The 17589-nt window shown below is 38.9% G+C and carries 19 protein-coding genes and 1 tRNA gene; 15 read left to right on the top strand and 5 right to left on the bottom strand.

The window, feature by feature from the left end:
• Positions 1–31: 31 nt before the first annotated feature.
• Together topA and ACYVM0_RS04050 are read right to left on the bottom strand one after the other, a co-directional pair.
• Entirely contained in the window at positions 32–2611 is a 2580-nt protein-coding gene (gene topA, locus ACYVM0_RS04055) for a type I DNA topoisomerase (RefSeq protein ID WP_460552843.1), read from the bottom strand.
• 853 nt (positions 2612–3464) lie between these two features.
• Entirely contained in the window at positions 3465–4241 is a 777-nt protein-coding gene (locus tag ACYVM0_RS04050; RefSeq protein ID WP_460552840.1) for an alpha/beta hydrolase, read from the bottom strand.
• 181 nt (positions 4242–4422) lie between these two features.
• On the opposite strand from ACYVM0_RS04050, the gene ACYVM0_RS04045 reads away from it, so the two are divergent.
• Positions 4423–5178: a Rossmann-like and DUF2520 domain-containing protein gene (locus ACYVM0_RS04045; protein ID WP_460552837.1), complete on the top strand. Its 756-nt coding sequence runs from the start codon at positions 4423–4425 to the stop codon at positions 5176–5178.
• Positions 5179–5212: 34 nt separating this feature from the next.
• On the opposite strand, the gene ACYVM0_RS04040 is transcribed toward ACYVM0_RS04045, so the two are convergent.
• Positions 5213–5854, bottom strand: a complete 642-nt coding sequence (locus tag ACYVM0_RS04040) for a hypothetical protein (RefSeq protein ID WP_460552834.1) — start codon at positions 5852–5854, stop codon at positions 5213–5215.
• A 132-nt stretch (positions 5855–5986) separates the two neighbouring features.
• Between ACYVM0_RS04040 and ACYVM0_RS04035 the strand changes: the two genes are divergently transcribed.
• The 11 genes from ACYVM0_RS04035 to ACYVM0_RS03985 all read left to right on the top strand — a co-directional run bounded on the left by ACYVM0_RS04035 (position 5987) and on the right by ACYVM0_RS03985 (position 13370).
• Positions 5987–6322 carry a 2Fe-2S iron-sulfur cluster-binding family protein gene (locus ACYVM0_RS04035; protein ID WP_460552831.1) on the top strand — a complete coding sequence of 112 codons (336 nt, stop codon included), beginning with the start codon at positions 5987–5989 and terminating at the stop codon, positions 6320–6322.
• Positions 6323–6411: 89 nt separating this feature from the next.
• Entirely contained in the window at positions 6412–6648 is a 237-nt protein-coding gene (iscX, locus tag ACYVM0_RS04030; RefSeq protein ID WP_430988767.1) for a Fe-S cluster assembly protein IscX, read from the top strand.
• Between the two features lie 91 nt (positions 6649–6739).
• Positions 6740–7255 carry a KdsC family phosphatase gene (locus ACYVM0_RS04025; protein WP_460552827.1) on the top strand — a complete coding sequence of 172 codons (516 nt, stop codon included), beginning with the start codon at positions 6740–6742 and terminating at the stop codon, positions 7253–7255.
• 63 nt (positions 7256–7318) lie between these two features.
• Positions 7319–8269 carry a geranylgeranylglycerol-phosphate geranylgeranyltransferase gene (locus ACYVM0_RS04020; protein WP_460552824.1) on the top strand — a complete coding sequence of 317 codons (951 nt, stop codon included), beginning with the start codon at positions 7319–7321 and terminating at the stop codon, positions 8267–8269.
• Positions 8270–8276: 7 nt separating this feature from the next.
• Positions 8277–8843: a Maf family protein gene (locus tag ACYVM0_RS04015; RefSeq protein WP_460552821.1), complete on the top strand. Its 567-nt coding sequence runs from the start codon at positions 8277–8279 to the stop codon at positions 8841–8843.
• A gap of 90 nt (positions 8844–8933) precedes the next feature.
• The gene (locus ACYVM0_RS04010) at positions 8934–10193 is read left to right on the top strand and encodes a DUF2851 family protein (RefSeq protein ID WP_460552818.1); all 1260 of its coding nucleotides are present in this window, start codon (positions 8934–8936) and stop codon (positions 10191–10193) included.
• A gap of 130 nt (positions 10194–10323) precedes the next feature.
• Positions 10324–12438, top strand: coding sequence for a MutS2 family protein (locus ACYVM0_RS04005; RefSeq protein ID WP_460552816.1), 2115 nt, complete (start codon positions 10324–10326; stop codon positions 12436–12438).
• A 40-nt stretch (positions 12439–12478) separates the two neighbouring features.
• Positions 12479–12566: transfer RNA gene (locus ACYVM0_RS04000), tRNA-Ser, on the top strand.
• A 247-nt stretch (positions 12567–12813) separates the two neighbouring features.
• Positions 12814–12939 (top strand): hypothetical protein, encoded by a 126-nt coding sequence (locus tag ACYVM0_RS03995; protein WP_460552813.1) that lies wholly within the window; start codon positions 12814–12816, stop codon positions 12937–12939.
• 36 nt (positions 12940–12975) lie between these two features.
• A complete protein-coding gene (locus tag ACYVM0_RS03990; RefSeq protein ID WP_460552810.1) occupies positions 12976–13212 on the top strand; it encodes a hypothetical protein in 237 nt (78 codons plus the stop codon).
• 17 nt (positions 13213–13229) lie between these two features.
• Positions 13230–13370: a hypothetical protein gene (locus ACYVM0_RS03985; protein ID WP_460552806.1), complete on the top strand. Its 141-nt coding sequence runs from the start codon at positions 13230–13232 to the stop codon at positions 13368–13370.
• Positions 13371–13561: 191 nt separating this feature from the next.
• On the opposite strand, the gene ACYVM0_RS03980 is transcribed toward ACYVM0_RS03985, so the two are convergent.
• Both ACYVM0_RS03980 and ACYVM0_RS03975 read right to left on the bottom strand, forming a co-directional pair.
• Positions 13562–14254: a LytR/AlgR family response regulator transcription factor gene (locus tag ACYVM0_RS03980; RefSeq protein ID WP_460552803.1), complete on the bottom strand. Its 693-nt coding sequence runs from the start codon at positions 14252–14254 to the stop codon at positions 13562–13564.
• Positions 14247–15293: a sensor histidine kinase gene (locus ACYVM0_RS03975; RefSeq protein WP_460552800.1), complete on the bottom strand. Its 1047-nt coding sequence runs from the start codon at positions 15291–15293 to the stop codon at positions 14247–14249. Before ACYVM0_RS03975 ends, ACYVM0_RS03980 begins: the two co-directional genes overlap by 8 nt.
• 248 nt (positions 15294–15541) lie before the next feature.
• Between ACYVM0_RS03975 and ACYVM0_RS03970 the strand changes: the two genes are divergently transcribed.
• From ACYVM0_RS03970 to ACYVM0_RS03960, 3 genes are all read left to right on the top strand, one after another.
• Positions 15542–16381: an alpha/beta hydrolase family protein gene (locus ACYVM0_RS03970; RefSeq protein WP_460552797.1), complete on the top strand. Its 840-nt coding sequence runs from the start codon at positions 15542–15544 to the stop codon at positions 16379–16381.
• A 70-nt stretch (positions 16382–16451) separates the two neighbouring features.
• Entirely contained in the window at positions 16452–17147 is a 696-nt protein-coding gene (locus tag ACYVM0_RS03965; RefSeq protein ID WP_460552794.1) for a DUF4386 domain-containing protein, read from the top strand.
• Positions 17137–17556 (top strand): DUF6326 family protein, encoded by a 420-nt coding sequence (locus tag ACYVM0_RS03960; protein WP_460552791.1) that lies wholly within the window; start codon positions 17137–17139, stop codon positions 17554–17556. The genes ACYVM0_RS03965 and ACYVM0_RS03960 overlap by 11 nt, the downstream gene beginning before the upstream one ends.
• Positions 17557–17589 lie beyond the last annotated feature (33 nt).

The following is a 17589-nucleotide window of genomic DNA, read 5'->3' as shown; positions in this document are numbered from 1 at the left end:
GAACACACCGGCCATGGGTGGAGGAGATTCATTACTTCTTCTTTGGGGCAGCTTTTTTTACCGCAGTTTTCTTCGGCCCTTTAGATGCCGCCTTCTTTGCCGGGGCCTTTTTATCAAAAGCCTTCGGTTCCTGTTGCAATATCATTTTCTTTACATCATCAATTTCCAGGGCCTGCAATTCTTCCGGCGTGTATTTGCCTTTAGCACCGCCGCCGGTTAATTTGTATTTCTTTTTGCCCATTTTTATAATGGCACCCCAGCGTTCGTTCTCAATAGTGATCTTATCTTCAGGAAAAGCCTTGATAACCCGGTTGGCTTCCTTTACAATCTTAGCCTGTATCAGTTCATTAATATCGTTCTGCGAAAGGTTATCGTAATTATACCGAACGGGAATGTTGATGAACATATCGTTCCATTTAATAAAGGGGCCAAAGCGGCCTTTGCCTTTGGTTACCGGTTTGTCTTCATACATTGCCACCGGCATATCCGCTTTCTGCTTTTCGTTAATGAGTGCAATGGCTCTTTCCAGGTCAACCGTACCCGGCTCTTCACCACGGGGGATAGAAATAAACTGATCACCAAATTTTACATAAGGGCCAAAGCGTCCAATGTTCACCGTTATTTCCTGCCCTTCGTATTCACCCAGCGGGGCGCCAAGTTTAAACAGTTCCAGCGCATCTTCAATAGAAATGGTTTCAATACTCTGCGTGGCTTTCAGTTTGGCAAACTTTGCTTTTTCTTCGCCTTCGGTTACACCTATCTGTACCATCGGGCCATAGCGGCCCATACGTGCAATAACGGGTTTGCCGCTTTCGGGGTCAATACCCAATGCTCTTTCACCTACGGCACGTTCTGCATTTTCTAAAGTATGTTCAACTCCTTCGTGAAAGGGGGTGTAAAAATCACTCACCATCGTATTCCAAACAATCTTGCCATCGGCAATTTCATCAAACTCTTTTTCTATTTCGGCAGTAAAATTATAATCCATCACCTGCGTAAAATGCTGGCTTAAAAAATCTGTTACCACCAAACCCAGGTCGGTAGGGAATAATTTATTTTTTTCTGCACCGGTATTTTCCTGTTCGGTTACTTTTACAATCTTGTCGTCCTTCAGCTTCATGATCCTGAAATCCCTCTTCACACCTTCCTTATCTTTTTTCTCTACATAAGTTCTTTTAATAATGGTAGAAATGGTGGGAGCGTAGGTACTCGGCCGGCCGATGCCCAGCTCTTCCAGTTTTTTTACCAGCGATGCTTCGGTATACCTGGCGCTGTGTTTGGTAAATCTTTCTGTAGCCAGCATCTGGTTAAAATCTAATTTTTGCCCTACAGCTAAATTAGGCAGGCGGCTTTCATCTCCGTTATCTTCATTATCCTCGTCATCACTGCTTTCCAGGTACACTTTTAAAAAGCCATCAAATTTTATTACCTGTCCGCTGGCGGTTAAATCTTCGCCATTGGTACTGATATTTATTTTAGCGGTGGTATTTTCCAGTTCTGCATCTGCCATCTGCGAAGCGATCGTACGCTTCCATATCAATTCATACAAACGGTTCAGGTCGTAATCATCCACCGATTTATTTTCCATATAGGTAGGGCGAATGGCTTCATGCGCTTCCTGTGCACTTTCGTTTTTGTTTTTGTATTTGCGTATTTGTAAATATTTATCGCCGAAACTTTTACCTATTTCTTTTTTTATGGCATCCATTGCCGTTTCGCCCAGGTTCACACTATCCGTACGCATATACGTGATCTTACCACTTTCGTACAGCTTTTGTGCCAGTAACATCGTCTTGCTTACCCCATAACCTAATTTACGGCTGGCTTCCTGTTGTAAGGTAGAAGTGGTAAACGGCGCTGCTGGTGTACGTTTGCCCGGCCTTACCTGTATATCTTTAACGGTGTATTTAGCACCAATGCAACTTTGTAAAAACTTTTCTGCATCAGCAGCCTGGTTAAACTTGCTGCCTTCGGCTTTAAAATTTACCGAACGGTTATTGATATCTGTTGCTGCCAGCGAGGCTTCTATTTTAAAACTGCTAACAGGTGTAAACTGGTTGATCTCTCTTTCTTTTTCTACAATTAATTTTACCGCCACGCTTTGTACACGGCCGGCACTCAGTCCACCTTTCATACCGATCTTGCGCCATAGTACCGGGCTTAATTCAAAACCCACGATCCTGTCCAGCACACGGCGGGCCTGCTGTGCATTCACCAGGTCCATATTAATGGTACGTGGATTGGCCACCGCTTTCTGAATGGCGGGCTTGGTAATTTCGTGGAATACGATACGCTTGGTGGTTTTAGGATCTAATTTCAATACTTCTGCCAAATGCCAGCTGATGCTTTCTCCTTCACGGTCCTCATCCGATGCCAGCCACACTTCATCACTTTTTTTAGCTAACGCTTTTAAATCATTGACCACTTTGGTTTTATCGGGAGATATAATATACTTGGGTTGAAAATTATTAGCAATATCAATACCCATATCATTTTTCTCCAGGTCACGGATATGCCCGAAACAACTTTTTACTTCAAAGTCTTTTCCTAAGATGCCTTCAATGGTTTTTGCCTTTGCAGGACTTTCTACTATCAATAAGTTTTTTGCCATACTTAGATTCCTTTTTTTATATCCGCCTGCGGCGGTTGTTTTTTTGAACGCAGATTACTATGATGGTGATGATCTGTTATGATTTTATCTGCGCAAATCATAATTATCATGACCATCTGCGTCCCCGTTTTATACCGCCTGCGGCGGTTGTTTTTTTGAACGCAGATTATTATGATGGTGATGATCTGTTATGATTTTATCTGTGCAAATCATAATTATCATGACCATCTGCGTTCCCTGTTTTATACCGCCTGCGGCGGTTGTTTTTTTGAACGCAGATTACTATGATGATGATGATCTGTTATGATTTTATCTGCGCAAATCATAATTATCTTAACCATCTGCGTTCCCTGTTTTATCCGCCTGCGGCGGTTGTTTTTTTGAACGCAGATTACTATGATGATGATGATCTGTTATGATTTTATCTGTGCACATCATAATTATCATGACCATCTGCGTCCCCGTTTTATACCGCCTGCGGCGGTTATTTTTTTGAACACAGATTATTATGATGGTGATGATCTGTTATGATTTTACCTGCGCAAATCATAATTATCATGACCATCTGCGTCCCCGTTTTATACCGCCTGCGGCGGTTATTTTTTTGAACACAGATTATTATGATGGTGATGATCTGTTATGATTTTATCTGTGCAAATCATAATTATCATGACCATCTGCGTTCCCGTTTTATCCGCCAGCGGCGGCTATTTTACCAGTGCAAATCCTAAAAATCATGATCATCCGTGTTCCCCGTTTTCAACCGCCAACGGTGGTAATTCCAACTGCAATATTAGTTTAAAATTGAAAAATCAAAATTTTTTATCCAAAACAGAAAATCAATGGACCGGTTTTATACAAAGTTTTCGATGGCTTTTTTCACTGCTTTATCGTGGTAAATTTTGCGGTGGCCAAGTCCTTTGGTGATCATAAAATTTATATTGGTGTGATTGTCGTCTTTTACTTTTAAGGCATCACGCAATGGGGTGATATCATCATCTTCGTCATGTATCCATAATATTTGTGCCTGTATATTATGTACCGCACGGCGTATAGAAAACCAGGCGGTTTCTTTACCGCTCTTTTCAAAAATGATCCTGTCAAATTCTTTTCGTACAGCGGCATCCTTTATTTTAAGCATGGCAAAAGCGCCATCCACTGCCGAAGTGGTTTCTGTTGCCGGTGCAATAAATACAATCTTGCAAGCGGCATCATGCGGCACTTCTTCCAAGGCAAGGCTTAAGGAAATGCCGCCAAAGGAGTGGCCGATAAAACAATGGATGGGGCCATATAATGCAATTACTTTTTTAATCATGGCACTGTATTCAATGGCATTGGTGGTCTTGCCATCGCTGTCGCCATGTGCAGGCGCATCAAAGGCCAGTACTTCATAACCTTTTGCTGCCAATGGAGCCACATAACTTTCAAATTTATACGCTGCCGATCCAAAGCCATGTAATAACAATGCTTTTTTTGTTTGGGGATGATTCCAGCGGTGCCCCTTTATATTGCGGCCATCAATTGTAAACTGTAATGGCTCGGCCTGCTTCGGTGGTACCTTTCTTTTGGATTTTAAAAAAGGGGTGCCAAATAATTCAAATGCTTTTTCTGCCGCTTGTCTTTTAGACACAATACTAAGGAGTTTAAATTTCGTTTGTATATAAGCGATTCCTAGTTTTTGTGTTATTTTCATAACATCAAAGATAACGTTAAGCAATTGCCAAAGCATTGAGATTAAGTATTTCTACTCGTTTTTTTAAGCAATTAAATAGTTTTATTTGTCGTTATCCATAAATAAACAAAATGGCTATATGCGTATTGTAATTATAGGTTCGGGCAATGTGGCAACTGTGCTGGGGCGCCTATGTAAAAAAAATAACCACCAGGTAATACAGGTGATGAGCAGGCACAAGGAGCATGCAAAAATACTGGCTGATGAATTAGGAAGCAGTTATACCAATTATGATGGTATTACCGATATGACGGCCGACATTTATATGGTTGCCATTACCGACGGCGTATTGTTCGACCTGAATAAATCTTTTAAACTCGGCAATAAATTAATTGTACATACTGCAGGGTCGGTATCTAAAGATGTATTGCAGGAAATATCGCATAACTATGGCATACTCTATCCCTTTCAAAGCCTGCGCAAAGAAATGACAGGCATACCCGAAATACCATTGTTGGTAGATGGTAACACAGAAGAAGCTACGGTACTGATTGAAGATTTTGCAAAAACACTGTCGCCCATTGTAAAACGTACCACCGATGAAGAACGTTTGAAGCTGCATGTGGCAGGCGTAGTGGTAAATAATTTTACCAATCACCTGTATGCCATGGCCGAAGAATTTTGTACCAAAGAAAACCTTGATTTTAAATTGTTACTGCCACTGATACAATCCACAGCACAACGTATTACTGATATATCGCCCAAAAACCTGCAAACTGGCCCTGCCATACGCAACGATGTGTTTACATTGGATAAGCACCTGCGCATACTGGCAACGCACCCTAAGCTGAAATATATTTATTTGAAGCTGACAGATAGTATCATGAACCCCTAGGATAATGGATAATTATTTCATTATCCATTAAACTCTAGTGTCTGGGAAACACAATATCCGTCCTCACTTTATACGGATCGATGGGTTTTCCCTTTGCATCCACGGGGTCTCCCACATAAATTTCGTAGGGTGTTCCGCCGATCGCTTTCTTTTCATCTTTCATTTTTTCTTTAATGGCATCGTAGCCCTGGCTTAACAAAGAATAGGGGCCATAAAAATGTGCCATCACCACACTGTCTGCACCCATTTCTCTTACAAAAACGCCGGCAGGAAGCTTAGCCGGTCTTTTAGTTATGGCAACACCGGCTTCAAAAAAGTAGGGTGCTTTCTGGGTTTTGTACCAGGCCATGGGGGCGCCGGCCATTTTAAGGCCGTTCTTTTTAAGTACTTCGGCCAGTTTTACGCCGTAGATAGTACCCAGTTTTAAACTGATACGGTCGAAGGTTTTTGCACTGTCCTTCATATACAACACCATTCTTTTAGGAGCAACGGTATCCAGTATATTGATGATGCCGGGTTTTTCGGCCACCGGCCCGTCTTTCTTTTTTTCGGCAGGCACGGCATTCGTTCTTACCGGCTTTACAGTATCTGCTGCATTTTTTCCGGCATTTTTATCGTTGTTGCTGCAGGAAGCTAAAAATAAGAGTGTGGTTGTTGCAATGAGGGTATATTTCATTTTCGAAAATATTTAAATAAGTGCGGAAATTAGTGAAACCTTTTTGAGTTTACAAACAAGTTTACAATATGTTTTCGTAATATTTTCCTTTATTGGTAATTTAAAGTAGGTTTGCAATCCGAAATTTGCAGTATGTACACGATAACATTTAAATTTGAGCAGAAGGGGCTGGAGCCGATCACACTTAATAATATAGAACCTGACCAATCGATATTAGAAGTAGCCTTAAAAAACGACATTGACTTACACCATAACTGTGGCGGGGTTTGCGCCTGCAGCACCTGTCATTTGTACCTGGAAAAAGGGGAAGACCTGGTGGAAGAACTGAGCGATAAAGAAGAAGATTTTATCGACCGGGCCATTAATCCCAGGTTAAACTCCAGGCTGAGCTGCCAATGTGTGTTGCTGGAAGGCGATGGCGAACTGGTGGTAACTTTACCCGATCAAACACAATTTTTAGGAGAATAAAAATAGTTTGGCGGTTTAGGAAGTTTAGAAGAACTGCCTGCTAAACCCTAAACTCCTAAACCGATTAACTAATTAACTAAATAACCATCATGAGTTTTGAACTACCCATACACTGGAACGATTACGAGGATATTGCCATGAAGCTGTACGAACGTTTTGGTGATGATTTTAACGAAAGCAAAATTTACCGTATCCGTTTTACCGACCTGTTAAAATGGGTTTTAGAGATCCCCAACTTTACCGGCAAGGCCGAAGAAAGTAACGAGGGCCATCTTGAAATGATACAAAGCACCTGGGTGTATGAGTGGAGGGACAACCAGAAATGATTTTAGATTTTAGACTTATGATTGCGGATTTATAATTGAATCCGTGCGTTACAATCCAAAATCATAAATCATACATCATAAATTTCCCGCTATGCTCGGCCTCTTTAAAAATATAAAGACTTTTGTTTTTGATATCGATGGCGTACTGGCTATTGATACCATGATTGTGATGCCGGATGGCGAACTGATCCGCAGCATGAACAGCAAGGATGGCTATGCTTTGCAACTGGCAATTAAAAAAGGCTATCATGTAGTGATCATTACCGGCGGTAATTCCGAAGCTGTAAAGCAAAGACTGGTGAAGTTAGGGGTGAAGGAAGTGTTCTTAAGTGTGCACAATAAAGAAGAAAAATTAAAAGCCTACGCAGCTGAGCAAAACCTTGATTTAAGTGAAATGCTGTACATGGGTGATGATATCCCGGATTATATGGCCATGAAATTAACGGCGCTGCCTTGTTGCCCTGTAGATGCGGTACCCGAAATAAAACAGATCTGCAAATACATTTCTCCTTACAAAGGCGGCTATGGCTGCGGCAGGGATGTTATTGAAAAAGTACTGAAGCTGAATGGTCATTGGGATGTCGATACATCGCTTACCTCTACCTGAGCATTTACTAATCTATTTTACTTTTAAGTTTTCTATTACTAACTTCGGCACACAAATCAATTAATGAAATTAGTAGCTGCATTCTTCCGCCTTATCCGATGGCCCAACCTGGTGTTTATTGTGGTTACGCAGTGTTTATTTTTTTATTGCATTATACTCCCATTTAACAGGATCGGTGGTGTTTTCTTTTTTGATAACAGAAGCCTGGTTTGTCTTATTTTATCTTCTGTTTTAATTGCGGCCGCAGGCTATATCATAAATGATTATTTTGATCTGAATATCGACCGGGTAAATAAACCCGAAAAATTAGTTGTAGAAAAAATCATCAAAAGAAGGTGGGCTATTGTATGGCACATCCTGTTATCGGTTACCGGCGTTTTGTTAAGTGTGTATATAGATTTAAGGGAGCGTACGCTTTGGGTGGGGTTTGCCAATCTTTTGTGTGTACTTCTTTTATTTGGTTATTCAGCTTCGCTGAAAAAGAAATTCCTGGTAGGCAATGTGCTCATTTCACTGCTTACCGCCTGGGTGATAATAATAGTTTTTTTGTGTTATTATTTTAACAGGTATTATCACCAGTTTGGCGATTATGCAAATTTGTACAGCTATATAAACAGGTTTATCAAATTGGCTTTTGTATACGCTGGTTTTGCCTTTATCATTTCGCTGGTAAGGGAAGTGATAAAGGATATGGAAGATATGGAAGGGGATGAAAAATACGGTTGTAAAACCATGCCGATTGTTTGGGGTATTCCTGCATCAAAAGTTTTTACGGCAGTTTGGCTGATCGTTTTAGCAGGTGCGGTGATCATTTTACAATTTTACGCCCTGCATTTACATTGGTGGTGGAGTGTGATCTATTCGGTAATAACCATTATCATTCCTTTGTTATGGATACTACGAAAATTATATACCGCACAGGTTGCAAAAGATTATCATCAGCTGAGCACGGCAGTTAAACTGGTAATGCTTGCCGGAATTCTGTCTATGATCTTTTTTAAAATTTACTCCTGATCTTACCATGAATAAAATTATACTGGCCTCACAATCGCCAAGGCGCAAACAGTTACTTGAATGGGCCGAAATACCTTTTGATATTATAGTTGCTGATACCGATGAATCTTATCCTGGTGATTTATCTCCCGAAGCTATTGCAGTACACATAGCCAAAAATAAAGCGCTGGCTATTCAGCAGGCCGGCAATATCACCATTCCCATTCTTGCAGCCGATACCATTGTGGTGTTGCAAAACGAGATCATCGGCAAACCCAAAGACAGGGAGGATGCGATCAGTATTTTATCCCGCCTTGCAGGCAATCACCACAAAGTAATTACCGGCGTGGTGATTTTAAATGGTGCAGAAGAGATCAGTTTTGCAGATGTTACCGATGTGGAATTTCACCCCCTTACTAAAACACAAATTGAATTTTACGTAGATAAATACAAACCTTATGATAAAGCCGGTGCCTATGCAATACAGGAATGGATCGGTGTGGTGGGCATCAGATCTATTACCGGCGATTTCTACAATGTTATGGGGCTTCCGGTAAGCAGGGTAGTGCAGGCTGTTGGTTTGTTGGGTGGTTAATTGGTTAATTAGTATAATTAGTGTAATTTAAATTGTCTTTAGCGCCTTATCTGTTTGATTAAACTGGTTAACCCATAAATTAACTATGTTATGACAGAAAGGTTGTTGCAATACATCTGGCAGTTCCAGTATTTCAATAAAAGCGAACTGCTTACCATCGAAGAAGAACCGTTACAGATCATTCATCCCGGTACTTACAATACCAACCAGGGGCCCGATTTTATTGATGCCAAAATAAAGACCGGCAATACCCTTTGGGCCGGAAGTATCGAACTGCACATCAATTCCTCCGACTGGAAAAATCATAAACATACCGGTGATGCTAATTATAAAAACGTGATACTGCATGTGGTGTGGCAGCATGATACCGACCTGCAATTACCATTCTCTACACTGGTTTTAGAAGACAAAGTATCTAAATTATTATTGGCGAAATATAATGAACTGATGAATGCCAACAGTTTTATTGCCTGCGAAAAAATGATTCACCAGGTAAATACATTAGGCTGGCTATCCTGGAAGGAAAGGTTATTGGTGGAGCGATTGCAAAATAAATCACTCCTTATCTTTGACCACCTTAAAAAAAATAATAACCATTGGGAAGAAACTTTCTGGTGGCTGCTGGCTAAAAACTTTGGTGCAAAAGTTAACAGCGATGCTTTTGAAAAAATCGCACAATCCATTTCCATTACTATTTTAGCCAAACATAAAAACCAGATCCATCAGCTGGAAGCTTTATTGTTAGGACAGGCAGGTTTACTGGAGCAAGATTTTACCGAAGCCTATCCTCAATTATTGCAGAAAGAATACCGGTTCCTTAAAAATAAATACCAATTACAAAAAGCAGAAGCACCGCTTTATTTTCTGCGTATGCGGCCGGCCAATTTCCCTACGGTGCGGCTGGCGCAACTTGCTATGCTGGTACATTCCAGCCTGCATTTATTTTCTTCCATTAAAGAAAGTCAGACCGTTAAAGAGGTAAAAGCATTGCTGGATATTACTGCCAATGATTACTGGCATTATCATTATGTGCCGGACGAAATCTCGGCTTTTAAAAAGAAGAACCTTGGCGCACAAATGACCGGTAATATACTTATCAATACCGTGGTACCGGTTTTATTTGCCTGGGGATTATACCACAAGGAAAACAGCTATAAAGAAAAAGCCTTGCAATGGCTAACAGAAATTGCCGCTGAAAAAAATGCCATCACCAAAGGTTTTGCTGCGCTGGGTATAGAAAATGTAAATGCTTTTGATTCGCAGGCTTTACTGCGGTTAAAAAATGATTATTGCAATAAAAAAAGATGCCTGGATTGCGCTGTGGCTAATAAACTGCTGAAGGAACGGTAAAAAAGGTTATCAACCCTTGCAAATACTATTAAAAGAAAAATTACAGCCACAGGGTTGGCCACCTTTAATAAACACGCCACCGATTTTGTACCTTTGCTGCTTACAAAACTGAATTTAACAGTAGCAGCAAATGAAATTTTTTCCGGAATCCGCCTTGGTGCAGTTAGAATTTGAGAAGGTAAAAACCTACCTGGCATTGCATTGCCGCACAGAATATGCCAAAGCAAAAGCCAATACGCTTCGTATCCATACCAAAAAAGAATTTATACAAACCGAATTGCAGCAGAGCAATGAGTATAAAGGTATTTTGCAGACCGGCTTGTACTTTCCCAATGATTTTGTACTCAACCTGCAGAAAGAATTAAAGTTGCTGGGTATTCCCGGTGCTGTATTAACCGGCGAACATTTTTTGCATATTAAAAAACTGGCAGAAAATACCGCTAATATCTTTCGCTGGTTTGATAATGAAAAAAGGATAGCCTACCAGGCATTATCCAGGGTAATTGAAAATACCTACTACGAAAGAACCATCATTGAGTTAATTGACGAGATACTGGATGAAACCGGCTACGTAAAGGATACCGCAAGCGAAGACCTGGACAGGATACGAATGAACCTGTACAAGAAGCGGAATGAGTTACGCCGGCTTTTTGATAAAATAGTAAGTAAGTTAAACAAACAAGGTTACCTGGCAGATATTGAAGAAAGTTTTATGAACGGCAGAAGGGTGCTGGCCGTTTTTGCCGAACAGAAACGTATGATAAAAGGCGTACTGCATGGTGAAAGCGATAGCCGCAAAACCACTTTTATTGAACCGGAAGAAACCACAGAACTCAACAACGAAATCTTTTCTTTAGAGCATGATGAGAGCAGGGAAGTGTACCGCATATTACGCACCCTTACACAAAAGCTGAGTGTGTATGCGCCATTGTTAAAAACCTACCATGATGTGGCAGGAGAGTATGATTTTATAAGGGCCAAAGCAAAATTTGCTGCAGAGTACAATGGCAATTACCCGATGGTAAGTGATAAGGCGCATGTACAATTGATGAATGCCTATCATCCTTTACTTTTTTTATACAATACAAAAAATAATAAGCCTACTATACCAGTTAACCTTACACTAAATGATAAGCAGAGAATCCTGGTCATCAGCGGGCCTAATGCCGGCGGTAAAACCGTTACCTTAAAAACTGTTGGTTTGTTGCAACTGATGATGCAAAGCGGTTTATTGGTTCCTGTGCACCCGGATAGTGAAATGGGTATTTTTAAACAACTGATGATACACATTGGTGATACGCAGAGTCTGGAATTTGAGTTGAGTACCTATTCTTCTCACTTAAAAAACATGAAGCATTTTATGGAAAATGCCAATGGTAAAACATTATTCTTTATTGATGAATTGGGAAGTGGCAGCGACCCTAATCTTGGTGGTGCCTTTGCCGAAGTGATCATGGAGGAACTGGCGCACAAACATAGTTTTGGTATTGTAACTACGCATTACCTTAATTTAAAAGTAATGGCCAACAAAGTGCCCGGCATTATTAATGGCGCCATGCAGTTTGACGAAAGGAATTTATTGCCCATGTACAAATTGATTGTGGGTAAGCCGGGTAGTTCCTATACTTTTTCTATTGCAGAAAGAATCGGGCTGGAAAAACGATTGATAGAAAAAGCAAGGACATTGGTAGATGAGGATCATTTTACATTAGATAAATTACTGAACCGTACCGAACAGGACCTGCAAAAGATTGATAAAGAAAAAATAGAACTGCAAAAACTGCTGAAAGAAAATGAGCGCCTGAAAAAAGAAATGAACCAGGTACTCAACAAGGAAAAGCATGTGCAGGAAGTAGAAAAGTTGAAATTGCAGAATAAGGTATCAGAAGATAAGCTGGCCTATTTAAAAGATATGGAACGCCGCCTTAAATCGATGATCATAGAATGGCGGAAGGCGGAAGATAAAAACAAAGTGGTGCAGATGATCAGTGCTTTATTATTTAATCAGAAAGAAAAATTTACGGTAGAGAAACAACAGAAAAAACTGAACGAAAAGTTTGAAGAAATTGGCGGAGATATTGTGATTGGAGCAAAAGTGAAGATGAAACAGAACCGCCAGGTAGGAATTGTAAAAGAAATTAAAGGAAAAAAAGCGATCCTCCAGGTGGGTGTAATGCCCATCACTGTTGACTTAAAAGACCTTGTGGTGGTAAAAGACAAAGAACAAACACAAATAGTTGAGTAAAATTTTTGGTTTGAACTATTTCAAAACGTACTTTTGCAGCGGAGAGTTGGCAGAGCGGTCGATTGCGGCAGTCTTGAAAACTGTTGACTGTAACAGGTCCTGGGGTTCGAATCCCTAACTCTCCGCCATTAGCAATACAAATCAATTTAAACGCCTGTAAATCGTATGATTCACAGGCGTTTTTGTTTTTACTACTATCCAGTTCATTCACGAAATGTAACACTTAGGGGACAGATTCGGTTACCCGGAAATACCCATGGTTTGGGTAACCGGATTTCTCGGAAACACAATACCAGCAAGGTGTTTAATAATTGAACATCTTGTTTTAAGCGGCAGTTGAAACTAATTTCAATAACGATTAAAAGGTTACCACGAATGAACAACAAACTATCCATTCTCTTTTATGCCAAAAGAGCAAAAGCCGTAACTGGTGGGCTTATCCCTATCTATTTACGGGTTACTATTGATGGCGAACCCATAGAAATCTGCACTAAAAGGTAAGTAGAAGCAAGCCGTTGGAATACAGAACAAGGCAAAATGAGGGGTAACTCCGATAAAGCCCATTCAATTAATAGCTACCTTGATATTCTTGATGGAAAAGTATATGACTATCAAAAAGAAATATTGCACGAAGGATTACCGGTTACGGCAGCGTATATGAGGAATAAGCTTTTAGGAGTTGAAGATAAGAAGTGTTCCCTTGTAAAAATTTTTCAGGAACATAATAACCAGGTGGAAGCTTTGATTGGCGATGAATTTGACCAGGTACATTAGAGCGTTACAAAACTTCATTGAAGCACACTGTTGACTTTTTAAAATGGAAATTCAATATTTCGGATATTGACACCCGCAGAATAGACTATGCCTTTATAACAGAATACGAATTTTATTTGAGGAGAGTTGGCAAATGCAATAACTGTAACATTAACTAATGGCGTTTGCAAGCATTTTTTGTGTATTCTTGCTTTCTTTAAATAGTATTTTTGTTCTCAAGACCTTCATATCATCACTCACTTTTCTATCCAAAATTTTGGCATAGTGTTGAGCAGTTCTCAAATTTTTATACCCCGGCATTTTTACTTATACTTTCAATTGGTACGCGTAAATCAAAATATCAATAACCTTAGAGATTTTCAATAACGTCCCTATATCCCCTCCCAATAGGAATAGATATGCCATTCACTTCAACTGATTCTGCAGTGTAGGATTCCAGCTTATTAATTGAAATGATAAATGAGCGGTGGATGCGTTTAAAAATATGCCCAGGCAAAAGGTCTTCTATTTCATGTGTACTCATTCGGGATATAAATTCCTTTTTTTCAGTAACTACTTTTATGTATTCCCGTTGACTTTCTATATAGTAAATTTCAGAAAATAATATTTTCACCTTTTTCTTTTGTACAGTAAGAAACAAATAGTCTTTTAATTCATCTGCTTCAGTCATTTGCTGATTATTGTCATTAGTAACTCTTACTTTATTTACAGCAATTAAGAAACGCTCAAATTCAATAGGCTTAAGCAGGTAATCTGTTACATTAAGGTCAAACCCCTCTACAGCATATTGGTGATAAGCGGTGGTAATGATAACGGCAGGCTGTTTTGTAAGTGTTTTTAAAAAGGCCATCCCCTTCAATTTTGGTAAATGAATATCTAAAAACATTAATTGAATTTCATTTGTTCGTAGCCATTCTGTTGCAAGTATGGCATCCTTAAAGCAGCCCTCTAATTGCAAAAAAGGCACTTGTGCAACATAGTCCGCCAATACTTTAACGGCAAGTGGCTCATCTTCTATTATTATGCATTTTATTTTAGGCATTACTTGTTAAATTGATTCTTAAAGTTGATGTAAAAACAGCATTCTCTTGCCCTACAGACAATTCATAATCTTTATAGAGAAGTGCTAACTGTCTACGGAGATTAGAAAGCCCGATATTTTCTTTCACTTCCTGTGCGGTGGTAGGTTCTTCTATTGAGTTTTTTACAATAAACAACAATTTCTGTTGCTTCACTATAAGATTAATATCTACAAATGGATTGTTTCTTGTTTCTGAAACCCCGTGCTTAAAGGCATTCTCTACTAACGGAATAAGCAATAAAGGCGGTAAATGTTGTTTTGAATTCTCAATATCAGTATGCAGTGTAACAAACAACGAATCATCGTAACGGAGTTTTTCAAGGGCTATGTAATCTGTAATTATTTTCAGTTCATCATCTATTACAATAGATTCACCACTGGTTTCATACAACATAAAACGCAATATTTTTGATAGCCTTAAAATTGATTCAGGAGCCAGATCGTTTTTATCCCTTGCTAAGGAGTAAATATTATTGAGGGTGTTAAATAGGAAATGTGGATTTGTTTGGGCTTTTAAATAATTCAGCTCGGCTTCTTTTTTTTCTATTCTTAATTGATTGTATTTCTCTCTAAGTCTCATGTTATTATATACGCTCCGGACTATTGCAAAAAAAATGACATAGAGAACAGCAAATTGAGAATGAACAGCTACACCTTTCAAGAATGAGAGGTTGGTCGCATAATTTGTATAAACATCTAATTGTATCCATAGTTGTCGCCAACTAGCCAATCCAAATGTGTAAAATAGAATAACTATAAGCAGGTAGAGAAAAGCCCTTTGATTATTTTTGCATGGCCAGCTGAATAAGCGTAAAACTTTCTCAAATAAAATGTAGTTAACTACAGTAAGATAGCTAACCAGGAAAATGCTATTGATAAATCTGCGAAAAAGTGTTTCTTTCTCGTATCCAAAAAATTCACCAAAAGAATACAACAACAAATATCCCAAGCCTGTGTATAAATAAAACTTAATTAGTTTGCTATCAATTATTTTTTTCATTCCTCCTTTTGTTTAATAAAAATACCTAAAACTTGCTTATTGGCTTATAAAGTCTATAAAAAGGTCATTACTGTCAACAAACAACATAAAATTTGAAATGAATCAAGCATGCAAGAAAACCGCCTGGTCTCAAAAATTATCTCATTGCGGCAATTTAGCGTTCTGTTTACAAAGAACTGCTTTTCATTGACACGGCTCTTTCAGGGATAATTATTTATCGAATCTTGCATGGGAATTACTATTCGCCCATGCAATTATTTCAAATCAATATAAACAAACAGCAAGCTATTAGGTGCATCTCATATAGCAGTATCATCCCGGGTAAAACAGTAATTATTGCATCAGCCGCGGGAGTGCTTCAATCATTTTATCAAAAGCTGGCCCAATATTTCCAGTCTAACGGAATTTCGGTAATTACATTTGACTATTCAGGAGTTGGCAAATCCTTGCATGGGCATATCAAAAAAGTAAATAGCAGCTTGTTAAATTGGGGAAGCAGCGATTTAGAAGCTGTAATTAAATATACCATTGAAACTTTTCCTCGTCATAAAATAATTCTCTTAGGTCACAGCATTGGTGGTCAACTAATCGGTTTAGCACCATCATCAGTTTTGGCAGACAAAATTATTCTTATAGCTGCCCAATCTGGTTATTGGAAATTTTGGAAAGGGGTTAGTAAAATAAAGATGTGGGCCAATTGGTATTTGCTGGTTCCTGCATTAACAAAAGCATTCGGGTATTTACCTTCTAAAAAAATCAGCAGAATGGAAAGCCTGCCAAAAAATGTTGCCCTTGAATGGGCAACATGGTGCAGGAGCAGCGATTATTTATTTGCCGGCTTTTCATACAACAAGCTATACTTTGACAGAATAAAATGCAAGCTCACTTCTATAAGTATTGATGATGATTTTTTGGCTCCAAAAAAATCCGTTGAATGGCTGACTGCAAAATTTGCGAATGCAAACATTAAAAGCCTGCATTTTTTTCCTGAAGTTTTTAATGTTTTAAAAATCGGGCATTTTTCATTGTTCACTGAAAAATTCAAGGATAGCATTTGGAATATTTTATTAGAAGAAGCCCATAATTAAGCGAAATGACGCAATACAAATATTTTGGCGAAATAGTTAAAGACTACTCAGTTTCTTCAAAAATTAAAATATGAATACAAATAAAAATACAGCCAGGGTCGCTGGTTTTATTTACCTGCTTGTAATAGTTACAGGAATGTTTAGCCTGGCCTATGTCCCCAAAAAACTTATTGACTGGAATAACAGTACGGTAACATTTGATAATATTCGTACTTCTACTTTGCTATTCAGGATAGGTATTTACAGCAGCGTACTTTGCTATGTGGCGTTTACTTTTTTGCCACTTGTTTTATACAGGCTTTTTAAAACAGTTAATGAGGTGTATGCAAGGGCAATGGTGATACTGGCATTATTAAGTGTGCCTTTGTCGTTTAACAATCTACAGCATAAATATGCGGTGTTAACACTCACAGGGAAAGATTCCTTTCTGCCAAACATTTCAACAGAAGATTTACAAAGCAAAATAATGTTTGCTCTCCATCAGTATAACGACGGGCTTTTGCTTGCAACGGTATTTTGGGGCCTTTGGCTGTTTCCGTTTGGTTTGCTGGTTTACAGGTCAGGATTTATTCCGAAGTTTTTAGGAGTTCTACTGATGTTAGGTTGCATGGGTTATCTGATAAATTTTACCGGCAATACTTTACTTGGAAATTACTCCCAAATCGGGATAGGGAAATATACGGGTATGCTGCCGGCAGCAGGAGAAATAGGTATATGTTTCTGGCTGTTATTTTTTGGTTCAAAAGCAAAAGCAAATGGAAAATAAAAAAATGCAATTCGAAGATTTCAAAATCAATGTCAAACTGGTGCTCTCGGCACTTTGGGTTTCCGTAATGTTTTTGTACATCTATGGCGACTATTTTGAATTATACGTTCCTGGAAAAGTAGCGGGACTGCAGAATGGAAATAACATTTTAAATACACCATACAAATTGCTTTTTGCAACAATTAGTTTGACTCTTCCTTCATTGATGATTTTTCTTTCACTTATGATGCCGCCAAAATGGAACAGGATTTTAAATATTTCAATTGGGGTATTCCTAACCCTGTTCACTTTGCTCGTAGGGATTTCATCTTTTAGTGAATGGAGAATATTTTATGTAATGCTATCTTTTTTGGAAAGCATTACTACATTCATTATAGTATGGAAGGCGTGGCACTGGCCGAAGAATTAATATGTCCAATCAATTATGCACTTAAATAACAAC

Source organism: Ferruginibacter profundus (assembly GCF_054783275.1).
This window is presented reverse-complemented; position numbering and strand designations above follow the sequence as displayed.

Coding starts and splice junctions, on each gene's coding strand:
- topA (WP_460552843.1), bottom strand. CDS start 2,611: ATGGCAAAAAACTTATTGATAGTAGAAAGTCCTGCAAAGGCAAAAACC.
- ACYVM0_RS04045 (WP_460552837.1), top strand. CDS start 4,423: ATGCGTATTGTAATTATAGGTTCGGGCAATGTGGCAACTGTGCTGGGG.
- ACYVM0_RS04040 (WP_460552834.1), bottom strand. CDS start 5,854: ATGAAATATACCCTCATTGCAACAACCACACTCTTATTTTTAGCTTCC.
- ACYVM0_RS04035 (WP_460552831.1), top strand. CDS start 5,987: ATGTACACGATAACATTTAAATTTGAGCAGAAGGGGCTGGAGCCGATC.
- iscX (WP_430988767.1), top strand. CDS start 6,412: ATGAGTTTTGAACTACCCATACACTGGAACGATTACGAGGATATTGCC.
- ACYVM0_RS04025 (WP_460552827.1), top strand. CDS start 6,740: ATGCTCGGCCTCTTTAAAAATATAAAGACTTTTGTTTTTGATATCGAT.
- ACYVM0_RS04020 (WP_460552824.1), top strand. CDS start 7,319: ATGAAATTAGTAGCTGCATTCTTCCGCCTTATCCGATGGCCCAACCTG.
- ACYVM0_RS04015 (WP_460552821.1), top strand. CDS start 8,277: ATGAATAAAATTATACTGGCCTCACAATCGCCAAGGCGCAAACAGTTA.
- ACYVM0_RS04010 (WP_460552818.1), top strand. CDS start 8,934: ATGACAGAAAGGTTGTTGCAATACATCTGGCAGTTCCAGTATTTCAAT.
- ACYVM0_RS04005 (WP_460552816.1), top strand. CDS start 10,324: ATGAAATTTTTTCCGGAATCCGCCTTGGTGCAGTTAGAATTTGAGAAG.
- ACYVM0_RS03995 (WP_460552813.1), top strand. CDS start 12,814: ATGAACAACAAACTATCCATTCTCTTTTATGCCAAAAGAGCAAAAGCC.
- ACYVM0_RS03990 (WP_460552810.1), top strand. CDS start 12,976: ATGAGGGGTAACTCCGATAAAGCCCATTCAATTAATAGCTACCTTGAT.
- ACYVM0_RS03980 (WP_460552803.1), bottom strand. CDS start 14,254: ATGCCTAAAATAAAATGCATAATAATAGAAGATGAGCCACTTGCCGTT.
- ACYVM0_RS03975 (WP_460552800.1), bottom strand. CDS start 15,293: ATGAAAAAAATAATTGATAGCAAACTAATTAAGTTTTATTTATACACA.
- ACYVM0_RS03970 (WP_460552797.1), top strand. CDS start 15,542: ATGCAATTATTTCAAATCAATATAAACAAACAGCAAGCTATTAGGTGC.
- ACYVM0_RS03965 (WP_460552794.1), top strand. CDS start 16,452: ATGAATACAAATAAAAATACAGCCAGGGTCGCTGGTTTTATTTACCTG.
- ACYVM0_RS03960 (WP_460552791.1), top strand. CDS start 17,137: ATGGAAAATAAAAAAATGCAATTCGAAGATTTCAAAATCAATGTCAAA.